The following is a 12,436-nucleotide window of genomic DNA, read 5'->3' on the forward strand; positions in this document are numbered from 1 at the left end:
CTGTCAGATCAGAGCACTGATCTTGCTTCTCTGTACTGTCCTTCCTGTTTTTTCAAGAGTATCTACATAAATATCAAAGATCTCCACATCTTCTGCAAAGAGTTCTCCTTTTTGCAGACTCTTCTCTGTCATTCTGTAATAAGGCCGGAACACTTTCTCAAGTGCCATGTAGTCCTCATTTTTATACAGATTCATAATATAATCCTTGCGGGATTTATAAAAAATACCAAGGTTCATTCTGGCACCGCAGAGCACTACATATTTCCAGCACTCATTAAAATATTTTTTGTATTTTCTGGCCTTCGCCAGCCTGCGGCTGTTTTTCCGGCGCTCTTTGCAGTATTTCTCATAGTTTCCCTCTTCCTTCCAGAACTGTGCATAGCTTACTCTGGCACTGACAATCATGGAAGATGGTATTACATAACGGGCTTCCTGAATCTCTCTGTAATTATTTCCGTAGCATATGGTCAGATATTCCTCCGTGCCCGCCGGAACCTGAAATTCTTCTCCTTCCAGAGTAACTGTCTTTGTCTCTGCGAAGATCTCTGCAGGGAAAGTCAGCGTCTGTTTCCTGCGTCTGAGAATATACTGTTCTGCCCCTTCTCCCTGAAATTCTCTGCAAAAACGTTCATACAGCCGCGATGCCTGTCTCTGTCTTCCGTTTATCAGACACTGCAGTCTCATCAGAGTCCGGTTTATCCTGTTCTTGTATCCACACTCTGTCTGATTAATATCACAAAGCTGTGTCCATCCATTCTCGGCCCTTGATATCCGTCTCTTTGCTGTACCGGATACAGAAGATGTTCTCAACGGAAAGATATTGACACCAATACCCGGATATTCATAATCTCTGGTTCTGTCCAGATTGATACATATGGTATCTGTATTTTCATATCTGAGATAGAAACCCGGAAACCATTTATGACTCTTCATGGATTCCAGCGCACGTTTCTCCCGCGGATCTTCCTCGATCAGTCTGCGAAACCGCTCCATGTCTTCCACCTTCATCATAACCACCCCGAACAGCGGATTCTGCGGAAAGGGCTGTTCAGTCACTGCACACAATGTCAGTCTTGGTGAAAGGTAGTACATAATATTATTCTGACGGCATATTTCATCTATCTCTTTTAACAGTGATACAATCACCTTTTGTTTCTTATTCAAATCTTTGCTCCATTTCTATTGCATATATCTGTATATTTCAGACAAGTCTGTTTACCAGTGCCTTAATATCTTCTATACTTCCGTATTTGTCCAGCCAACTGTTAAATGCAGTTGTAACATCAGCTTTCTTTGCAAAGTTTGTGATTCGTTCGCTTCCTTCAGTCAGGTCACTGATATAGATACGATACATCTCCGTCTTCAGATACAATGGCATCTCATAATCCAGAACCTTCTTATAATTGGCAAAGGCTTCTCTTGTCTGCCCCTGTTTCTTACGGATATCCCCGATCAGCTTATAAGCCCAGACACATTCTTCTCTGTGGATCTGCCGGCTGCGCACCTGCTCAGAAAGCCATTCCAACTCACTTTCATCACTGGTACATATAGTCTGAGTACGCAGCTTCGCCAGTTCTGCAGGATATCCCAGGCGCTTCCATGCTCTGGTAAGTGCCTTTCTGTACATTGTATACTCTCCGGTCTTCGGTGTCGAAGTAAGCATTGGTGTTTCTATCACCTCACAGATTTCAGCTATCTCTTCTTCTACTTCACTCTGCGTATGAGCACATGCTACTTTTGCCAGATACCATGCGCCCTGGACTTCTTCGTCTTCCGGTATGAGCTGTCTCCACAGTTCCATCAACTGCAGTGCTTCTTCTCTGGATTTCTTCGACAGAAGCTCTTCACACTTTCTGAGGACTTCTGTTTTGTATTTTCTGAATACTCTGTCCATCTCCAGCCATACAATCCCGTTGGAAGTCTTCTCCTTCACCTGCACATAAAGTTGTGTTGCCTTCTGGATTTCTCCATTCATCCAGAGAATATCAGCTTTGTATTTCAGAAAATATCCATCCTCCGGGAACAGTTTCAGTGCTTTTTCCAGGAAACGTTCCGCTTCCAGACGGTTTTCTCCGGCTCTCTCCATCAGAAACCGACATCTGAATTTTATCAGACCCGGATGACCCGGATATTTTTTCAGCAAATCTCCACATATCAGTTCTGCCTCCTTCATGCGGCGGAATTCATAATGATCTGCTGCTTTTCTGAAAAGATCAATATCCTTTCTCAGCTCCTCCATCTCAGGTGTGATATGATCCAGTTTCTCACGCACTTCCAGCATACGATATGCCTTTGATACCCGCTCTGTATAAAAAAGAGTCAGCATTGCCGCATAAAATACATCATCCTCCACATCCACAAGGATTGGATGATAAAATGCATAAATATTTGCATAGTCTTCTCTTCCGATAAAATCCGCACTTAGCTGATTTTTGTAATAAGAACCAAACAATGCACTTAGCCTGTGGAAATCTTTCCGTTCTACAAGCTCACTGATTTTCAGTCCGGACTCGCTGATGGCCTCTTTCAGGTCCCATGAAACTGTGTGGGCTTTCATGGCAAGTCCCTCCTGACGCACCTTGTATCTCTTTTTCGCAGTTCGTATATTGTAAATCTTACGGAATACAGATTCTCTGCGCAGTCTGCCTTTTCTGATATTCGGCATGTAATCATCACGCAATTCCTGATAAGATCCACTGTCCAGACACACAGCCACATGTCCTTCCCTGCTGTCATGGGGAGGCATATAAGCCCATTCATCCCCATAATGCCAGATAAGATAATCACTGCATTTATTCGGGATCATTGCCTTCTGTCCTTCAAAGATTCCCTCTTTAACAGGAAACATCATGTCCTTGTCAAACAGAAAGGGGCATCCGCCCCAGCGCATTGCATATCTGTCGCATTCTTCCTCTTTGTAAGAGAACATAATCTTCTCCAGTTTTTCCAGTGTTCTGTTCTTTCCCAGAAAGATATAGGAAAGAAGATATTTCAGATACATAGATACCGGTATCTCCCAACGGTCACTGTATACTACCGAGGGATTGATAAGATCAGAATAGATCATCATATGTGTCCGGTATTTCTCATATTCTCTGTCATCAGCAGGAATAGGATCCAGCGTAAGAATATCTATGATCTCACCTCCACAGTCTCTGCCGATGATCTGGCTCTTATGGATCGCGCAGGTATCGGTAGATGCATAACGCGGAAATGAATTCGTATAATTTCTATCCACATCTGAGCACTGGATAGCTCTCTCCGGCGGCAGTTCTGTCTTGCATATCTCTACGAATTTCTCCCAGTCCGGACGTGGCATATAGAGATCCACGTCATCATCCCATGGAACAAATCCCTCATGTCTGAGGGCTCCAATCAGAGACCCTCCTGCCAGAACATATCTGAGATTATGCTCTCTGCATATTTCATCAACTTCCTGAAAAAGTTTCAGGAGATATTTCTGTTTTTCAGTCATGAGTTATCCTTCCTATTTATTGATTCTTTCCAGAATTTCTATTATTTTTACAGATTCATCATAAAAAAGTCTGGTGCATTCTGTCCGTTTGTCTCCGATCATGATCATCAGCTCCTGAAGCAGATAACGGAATCCGTTTCCTTCGAAGTTAAAACTGTATCTCTTCAGAAATTCCTTACCTGAGATATTTGCTTCGAAATATCCCGTATTCCACCAGTCATTGGGAATGGTAACTCGTCCGTTGCTTCCGATGATCACAAGCTCATTCTCGATATCTACAGTTGTTCCGATCTCAATGGTCGCAAGTGCATTTTCATACTTCATGGAAATCATGTCATATACAAATTCACCATCATGATTACGGACTGCATTGGTTCTTACTTCCTGGCAGTTTTTTCCAAGAAGTTTGAGAACCGCACAGATTGCCGTGCAGACAGTTTCGTTAAATGTCCTTCCACCGTCAAAATCATCCTGAGAAATTGAGCATTTGACGCTTACCAGATCGCCGACCAGATTGCTGTGGACCAGCCATACTAACTGGTTAAATGCGCGCAGATATACCAGAGTCATACGCTCAATAAGAACCACGTTATTCTCTCTGGCAAGTTCAAACAGCCTGCGGAGCCTGTCCGAAGAAAGTGTCATCGGTGAATCACTGATCACATATTTTCCGTGTTTCAGCGCAGTTTCTATATACTCTGCGCGTTTATTCAGTCCTGTCTTCACATAAACAATATCCACATCTGACAGGAACTCCCCGTAATCATTCCAGCAGGAATCCAGCTCATATTTATCACAGAAACGCTGTGCAACTTCCTGTTCCTCACTGAACACTCTCTCAACATGGATTCCGCTGACATACTTGGATTCCTGTACGAAATCATTATCTTCAATACTGTCTGTCACCACTCCTATATTAAAAATAATACCTTCACTGCGCAGCTTCGTGCTGGAAATATTCTTCGTTCTCTCCAGATAAATAACATCACAGTAATTCTTCAAATAATCAAACTTGCCTCTCCAGTCCGAACCCACTACAAGAATATCAATATCATACTTGATGATATCGCTGACTTTCTGACCCTGATATTCCTCGATGATAATCTCATCTGCCAGACCGGTTTTTCTGACATTCTCAATTCGTGTGATAAGACTGTCCCTGACATTTAATTTTCCACGCTCAATATCAAAACTCTCACTTGTGACTCCTACAATCAGATAATCTCCAAGTGCTTTCGCTCTTTTGATAATATTATAGTGGCCCTTATGAAACAGATCAAAAGTGCCATACGTGATCACTTTTTTCATTCGCCCGCATAACTCCCTTTATAAAATAATTTGTGTACATATAGAATTATTATAACACAGTTTATGTAAAATAAAAACTCTGAAATATCCTGAGACAGATATATCAGAGTCTTTATATTACTGTTCACTGCGTTTTTTCTTCCTTCGTTTCACTGGAAGTTCCTTCTGCATAATCCACATTTCTCATCTCTTTGGTGCTTTCCTCCAACTCACGTATCAGATCTTCCAGAGAAAGTTCTTCTTCTCCTTCGATAACGCTATCCGGAATATCTTCCAGGTTATCTTCCTCTATATCCAGTTCAATGCCTGCCACATTGCTGAATCCCTCATGTTTATCCGGAAATTCATCCTCCTGTTCATCATCAATATCAATCTTCTTTACATGATTCTCCTGTCCACTCTCTGCATCCAGCGTCGCTGCCAGTTCTGCGATTGCTTTCTTTCTCCTGAGAAGCTCATGCTCATCATCCTCACTGTCGTATTCCTCTTCCAGACCTTCATCCCTGACAGTCCTGTCTTTCTTAAACAAAATAAACGCGATCAGGTTCAGAACACTGGTATAAAGAAAATCTACCGGCTTACATCCAAGGATCAGAATAAACAGCAGTGAAACTCCCAACAATACCCATACGTTATTCATCTCCGGAAGCAAAAGCAGATATAAACCGTTCATAATGATCATGATCGGATAATGAAAGAAGTAAATTCCCATTGTCCGTCGCCCGATATAGGTAAGAGGCAGTTTGATGTCCGGTAATAATGCCAGCAGTGTATAAATCAGTATAAAAGATACCAGATACATAAGCAGTCGGATCACAATTCCCTCCGGATCCTCCAGACCGCAAAGCTTATAACTGTGATTTCCCCTGAAGATTGCAACGCCCATTTCATTTGATATCATGTAATTGGGGATTGCCCAGAGCAGTACTGCTGAAATCGGCACCAGAACCAATTTTCCCTTAAATTTACGGACTGCGGTAATATATTCACTCTTCCACAGGTAACCTGCCACAAAGAATGGAAAGAATACCACAATTCTCGATGCAGATAAAAATGTAGTAAATTCCGGTCTGGTTCCCGCCCACAATGCAAAGATAATACTGAGCGGAACAATAAACCGTATCTTACCAAATGCCTCAATGGTAAGACGATAAATAAAAAGCGCCAGGATATACCACATAACTGTTCCTGTCGGTCGCAAGATCTCATAATCCACTGATTTTCCAAGCCATATCTGCGAATACCAGGTCAGACTGTATCCAAGGATATACGGAATAAGAAGATTCTTAAAATTCTTCAATACGTTCTGTGGTTTCTTTGACAGATAACCCGAAACAAAAATAAACGCAGGCATGTGGAAAATGGTAATTGCGTACCATATATATCTTACCACAGTGTCTACTTTTACAAGATTGAACGCAATAATATGGTTAAATACCACCAAAAAGATAAGCAATGACTTAAAATTATCGATCAGATAAGAATAAGGCACTGCCGGCTTTTCTTTCTTTTCTCTCATAACAGATATTATCCTCTAATATATTTCTTACTCTCAAATCACAACATGCTAAGCATAACATATTTTTATGATTTATGGAATAGAAAGTTAATAATTATCTTATGAAAGTATTTCCATTATATTACTGTATCACTTTCTTACCTGTGACAATATTTCCACACCCCATGTACTGCATAGGAGCAGAAAAAAATACAGCTCCTGATCCTGCCATATCCGGCATATCTGTACACATTATAGGTCATGGCTGCTGATTTCAGCTTATTTCTGGATTTTCCGCCTTCACTGAGACGATATTTCAGATATGGTTTGTTGATTCCGGCAGCACATCCGTATTTTCGCAGGATTTTCAGCCAAGTGATATAGTCCTCATGACTGTTATCATGCTCCATGGGAAACTCACATGCCACATCCCTTCTGAGTACCACAGAAGAACAGTTGATGCTGTTATGCTTCAGAAGCTCTCTGTATGTGACCTTCTCCTTCACAGGGATTGTCCGCCCTGTGCTGCTTCCGTCTGAACTCATCAGTTCACGTCCGGTAGAACACAGCACATATCCTGTCTCTTCCAGACGTTTCAACTGTTCTTTCAACTTGCCTGACTCCCACCAGTCATCTGCATCCAGAAAAGCAATGTAGGTTCCCTGTGCCAGTCTGACTCCTCTGTTTCTGGAATCTGCTGCTCCCATATTCTGTTCGTTCTTAATATACCGAAAGTCCTCTCTGCCCTCATAGGCAGACAGGACTTCCTCTGTATGGTCTGTGGAACCGTCATCGATCACCAGAAGTTCCAGTGAAACTCCCTGTTCATAGACAGACTCCACAGCCTGTTTAATATATTTCTCTCCGTTGTAAACCGGCATGATCACTGATACCAGCGGTTTATTCATGGTCATTCCTCCGTTTTATTCTCTGATGCTCCGGCGTTTCTCCCGGAATCTTTCAGCGCATTTACCTGCCTGTCATCTACTCCCTCAGATACCTCTTTCTGGAAGAAAATCTTAACTGTCATAAAGATCAGCTTAATATCCAGCAGGAAGGAATAATTCTCAATATAAAACAGGTCCAGCTTTAATTTGTCATAAGGAGTCGTATTATATTTGCCATAGACCTGCGCATATCCGGTAAGACCTGCTTTAACTTTCAGACGGTAATAGAATTCCGGAAGCTCTTTCTCATACTCAAGCATGATACTTTCACGTTCCGGGCGCGGACCTACCAGAGACATATCTCCCTTAAACACATTAAAAAGCTGGGGCAATTCGTCCAGATGAAGATTTCTCAGTACATGACCTACCGGTGTAATACGGGAATCATGCCTGGATGCCAGTCTTGCACCATTTTTCTCGGAATCCACACACATGCTGCGGAATTTGCAGATTTTAAAAGGTTTGCCACCAAGCGTCAGACGATCCTGGAAATAAAATACAGGCCCTCTGTCATATACTTTTACCGCAAGTGCTATGATCAACATAATGGGCGAAGTAATGATAATGCCAATTCCTGAGATCAGAATATCCATAATCCTCTTTGCAACACGCTGGTCTACTGCAAGTCCCATATTTCTGGACACCAGAAGTGGCGTGTCAAAAAGATGGATACGTTCACTTCCCATAAGAATAATATCGGAAATTTTCGGACTCACATAACAACGGATAGAATGGGCGAAACAAAACTTCAGATAACGGTTTCTCACCATTGAAGGCAGATCCCATATGATCACTCCGTCATAATCCGGCATCATCTGATGGATTTTTTCTTCTCCCACACTGACATGTACCTTGCCGCTGATATCGTATTTATCTTTTCTTGAATTCATCTTATGGATCAGATCATCCCCAGGATCCCGGTCACCGTAAATGACCAGAAGCCGGCGCGCACGGTAAAGACTGGAATAAATATATCTTGAACCAAATATCCAGATAATGATCAGTACCAATTGTATTCCTGTCATCTCGATCATGGGCCATACGCTCAGGAACCATCTGTTGATCAGGGTAATCTCCAGATATTCCACCACATTGGTACACAAAAGTGCCAGTGTCAGCGAATAAAATACATCAATCCGCTTAAGATATCCAACCTTAAGTCCTCCGTACAATTTGGCAAACAGGGCAAACATCAGGCCATAGATTGCGATCAGTACCCAGTTACCTTTTCGCCAGAAAGGCTCGTCGATCTGGCCTCTGTAAACGGAATACCACACCCATGCAAAGACCGCCGCCTGTGCCAGAACCACCAGACTCGCCAGACAAAATACGATAAATCGTTTATAATCTTCTCTTTTACTCACGTGATAACCTCTGTTCCTCTGTAACTGTTGTTACTGTTCACTGTTTTCACAGTTACGTTTCTTCAAATCTGTTACTGTCCGCTCCGCTTACAGCAACGTAAATTCTTACCTATTATAGCGTAAGAATTATCATACGTCCACCTGTTTCACTTAAATTTATACGTTACTGTGAACTTTACTCTCTGATGGATTTGTCTGCAGTACTCTGCAGGATTGATAAGAATTCATATATCAGCATAATTTACATATAACTGCAACCTCCCGTCTTACAATTCTGCTCGATATTTGTATATAATGTATATTTTTTCGTCGATTTTACTTGACTTGTAGCGAAAATTTTACATAATTTTTAAAGAAACCTATGGAAAAATACCAAAAAAAATTGTATAATATCATATAACAAATGAAAGCGAGGGTTCACTATTATGAAACAAAATAGTATGTTGGCTATGATCTTGGCCGGCGGTCGTGGCAGCCGTCTGCATGATCTTACCAATAAAGTGGCAAAGCCAGCCGTTTCATACGGCGGTAAATATCGTATCGTAGACTTTCCTTTAAGCAACTGTGCCAACAGTGGCGTTGATGTTGTAGGTGTACTTACACAGTATGAATCTATCCAGCTGAACAGTTATGTGGCAGCCGGCGGACGCTGGGGTCTTGATGCTAAAAACAGCGGTGTTTACGTTCTTCCTCCACGTGAGAAAGCAGATGAGAATCTGAATGTATATCGCGGAACTGCAGATGCAATCTCCCAGAATATTGATTTCATTGATAAATTTGATCCTGAATACGTTCTTGTTCTTTCCGGTGACCATATTTATAAAATGAACTATGACAAGATGCTTGCAGCCCACAAAGAAGCAAAGGCAGATGCAACCATCGCAGTTATCGGAGTTCCGATGAAAGAGGCAAGCCGTTTTGGTATCATGAATACTGATGAATCCGGACGTATCGTAGAATTCGAAGAGAAACCTGAGCATCCGAAGAGCAACCTTGCATCCATGGGTATCTATATCTTCACCTGGAAACTCCTCCGCAAGATGCTGATGGCTGATATCAAGAATCCGGATTCCAGCCATGACTTCGGTAAGGATATCATCCCTACTATGCTTAACGATAACAGAACTCTTTATGCATATAAATTTGAAGGATACTGGAAAGATGTTGGTACCATCGACTCTCTCTGGGAAGCAAACATGGATCTGTTAAGTTCCAAGAATGAACTGGATCTGGGTGATCCGTCATGGAAGATTTATACAGAAGATGTTACCGCACTTCCACAGTACATCAGCGCAGAAGCAGATGTTAAAGATGCATATATCACACAGGGCTGTGTTGTTCAGGGCGAAGTTAAGCATTCCGTTCTCTTTACAGGTGTTAAGATTGGTGCAGGTGCCAGAATTATCGACAGTGTACTGATGCCGGGTGTTGTTGTAGAAGAGGGTGCCGTTGTTCAGCGTGCACTTGTAGCTGACGGTGTCCGCATCGGTAAAGGTGCAGTTGTCGGTGCCGCAGACAGTGAGCACATTGAGCTTGTAGCGAAACGCGTAAAGGGGGCAGAATAATATGTATAAGGCATTTGGAATCGTAAGCTCTTCCGGGAGAAATATTTATGTAGATGGTATGCAGGATTATCGCCCAATCGGTGCGTTTTCTTTCCTTGGCAGATACAGAGTCATTGACTTCCCTATCTCCAATATGACCAACAGCAACATTGAACGTATTCAGGTCTATATCAATAATAAACCCCGTTCTGTTGTAGAACACGTTGGAACAGGACGTCATTACAACATCAACTCCAAGAGCGGCAAACTTCAGCTTCTCTTCTCAGAGCACAATAATGACAATGATATCTATAACACCGATATCTCCTGCTATCTGGACAACATGGAGTCCCTCAGCAGAATGAATCATCCGTATGTTGTCATTGCCCCGAGCTATATGGTTTATTCAATTGATTTTGACCAGTTTTTACATACACACATTGAGTCCGGTGCAGATGTTACCCTGCTTTATCACGCTGTTGATAATGCAAAAGAGGCTTATCTTACCTGTAATGTTCTGGGACTGAACCGCCAGAAAGGTGTGGAATCCATCGAACCGAATCATGGTAATAAGAAGAATCAGTATGTTTATATGGATACCTGTGTTATGAAAACAGAGCTTTTCATCAGCCTAATCAAAGAAGCCAAGAATCTTTCTTCCATGTATACACTGGCAGACATCCTGAATGATAAATGCGAAACTCTGGACATCCGCGGCGTTGCACACAAGGGATTCTTTGCAAGCATTACAGACTTCCCAAGTTACTATGCTGCAAACATGGCTCTCCTTAATTACAAGTCAGCTCAGGAACTTTTCCATGATAACTGGCCAATCTATACACGTACCAATGATTCCTGCCCGACTCAGTATTTCAATACTGCAGATGTGAAGAATTCAGTAATCTCCAACGGCTGCCAGATTGAAGGTACTGTTGAGAATTCCGTAATCGGTCGTGGATGCGTCATTAAAAAAGGTGCTGTTGTAAGAAACAGTGTTGTTCTCGCTGAAGTTACTGTAGGTGAGGGTGTTCACGTAGAGAATGAAGTAGTCGACAAATGGGCGAAACTCGTTCATAAAAAAGAAATCGTTTCCCCGGCTGAACAGCCTGGTTATATCAGAAGAAATGATACTCTGTAATTATAGCAATCCTCTTAAATGCATTATTTACGAGGATTGTTATAGTGATTAATTAGATTAAATGCAAAGCCTCCCGGAAGCGGTCACTTCCGGAGGGCTTTGTTTGTGTTTACTTGAACTTTTATCCGGCATACTTATAAGATTTCACAAACTCTTCACATTTTCCTCTTGCATTTCATTTTTAGCGTGTTATAATACAGCTGTAACAAAGATAAAGAACAAACAACTGAATACTTAAAAATACTTAACACCACCTGGAGCATTTCGGATGTTCATAAATTAAAGATAGTGTCAAGCGTGTCACCTCAGCTGTAAAAATGGAGGAAAAGTCAAATGAATACTTTAAAAGCTGAAAAAAGAACAATGGACACAAAGGCCAAAAGATTAAGAAGAGAAGGCTACGTTACAGGTAACGTATTTGGCAGAGAAATGGAAGGTTCTCTTCCTGTTAAAATCGAGAAATCTGCTGTCGAGAAACTTCTCAAGATAAGTAACAAAGGAAGCCAGATTATGCTGGATGTAGACGGTCAGTCATATGACGTACTGATCAAAGAGATTCAGTTCAATCCGTTAAAAGGACAGGTGGATGAAATAGATTTCCAGGCACTGGTAAGCAACGAGAAAGTACATTCCGTAGCAGAGATCGTACTTGTAAACCACGATAAACTGGAAGCCGGTGTATTACAGCAGCATCTGGAAGAAATCTCTTTCAGAGCTCTCCCATCAGCACTGGTAGACAAAGTTATGGTAGATGTCGGTGACATGAAAGTCGGCGACGTAATCAAAGTCAAAGACCTCGCCATCGCCCAGGACAAAGATGTAGACTTAAAGACAGACCCTGAAGCTGCAGTTGTATCCGTAGCCGCCGTTCATGTAGACCCGGCTCTGGAAGCTGAAGAAGAGGCTGCTGCCGAAGAAGAAGCTAAATAACATAATATCTCTTTTAACATTTATTCAGGTACGCTCAAGCGTACCTGAATTTTTTTTTGCCAGAATATAATATTCCAAACAGACGTTTACAACTCGAATTTGTCACCTGCACATAACAGAATAATCACTAAAGTAACAAGAATGCGACGCGCAGTTATTCGATCATTTATTAGAAAATATAATTACATTAAAATTTATATATAAATTTTAATGTAATTATTGATATTTATTT

Annotated in this window: 9 protein-coding genes; 3 read left to right on the top strand and 6 right to left on the bottom strand. The window is 41.7% G+C overall.

The features are described 5' to 3' along the window. Positions 1-3: 3 nt before the first annotated feature. The 6 genes from G4417_RS07620 to G4417_RS07645 form a co-directional block, all read right to left on the bottom strand. A complete protein-coding gene (locus tag G4417_RS07620; RefSeq protein WP_173683203.1) occupies positions 4-1,164 on the bottom strand; it encodes a LicD family protein in 1,161 nt (386 codons plus the stop codon). Between the two features lie 37 nt (positions 1,165-1,201). Then, entirely contained in the window at positions 1,202-3,475 is a 2,274-nt protein-coding gene (locus tag G4417_RS07625) for a LicD family protein (protein WP_173683204.1), read from the bottom strand. Positions 3,476-3,487: 12 nt separating this feature from the next. Then, positions 3,488-4,783, bottom strand: a complete 1,296-nt coding sequence (locus G4417_RS07630) for an adenylyltransferase/cytidyltransferase family protein (RefSeq protein ID WP_173683205.1) — start codon at positions 4,781-4,783, stop codon at positions 3,488-3,490. Positions 4,784-4,907: 124 nt separating this feature from the next. Then, complete coding sequence (locus tag G4417_RS07635; RefSeq protein ID WP_173683206.1) at positions 4,908-6,302, bottom strand: acyltransferase family protein; 1,395 nt, start codon at positions 6,300-6,302, stop codon at positions 4,908-4,910. A gap of 137 nt (positions 6,303-6,439) precedes the next feature. Further along, positions 6,440-7,189, bottom strand: a complete 750-nt coding sequence (locus tag G4417_RS07640) for a glycosyltransferase family 2 protein (RefSeq protein ID WP_173683207.1) — start codon at positions 7,187-7,189, stop codon at positions 6,440-6,442. Positions 7,190-7,191: 2 nt separating this feature from the next. Then, on the bottom strand, positions 7,192-8,592 hold the full coding sequence (locus G4417_RS07645; RefSeq protein ID WP_173683208.1) for an exopolysaccharide biosynthesis polyprenyl glycosylphosphotransferase: 1,401 nt from the start codon (positions 8,590-8,592) through the stop codon (positions 7,192-7,194). Between the two features lie 425 nt (positions 8,593-9,017). On the opposite strand from G4417_RS07645, the gene G4417_RS07650 reads away from it, so the two are divergent. From G4417_RS07650 to G4417_RS07660, 3 genes are all read left to right on the top strand, one after another. After that, positions 9,018-10,157, top strand: a complete 1,140-nt coding sequence (locus G4417_RS07650) for a glucose-1-phosphate adenylyltransferase (protein WP_022380243.1) — start codon at positions 9,018-9,020, stop codon at positions 10,155-10,157. Between the two features lies 1 nt (position 10,158). Continuing rightward, positions 10,159-11,274, top strand: a complete 1,116-nt coding sequence (gene glgD, locus G4417_RS07655; protein ID WP_118593223.1) for a glucose-1-phosphate adenylyltransferase subunit GlgD — start codon at positions 10,159-10,161, stop codon at positions 11,272-11,274. A gap of 333 nt (positions 11,275-11,607) precedes the next feature. Then, entirely contained in the window at positions 11,608-12,204 is a 597-nt protein-coding gene (locus tag G4417_RS07660) for a 50S ribosomal protein L25 (RefSeq protein WP_173683209.1), read from the top strand. Positions 12,205-12,436: the final 232 nt, after the last annotated feature.

Source organism: Blautia wexlerae (genome assembly GCF_013300825.1).
Classification (GTDB): domain Bacteria; phylum Bacillota; class Clostridia; order Lachnospirales; family Lachnospiraceae; genus Blautia_A; species Blautia_A wexlerae_B.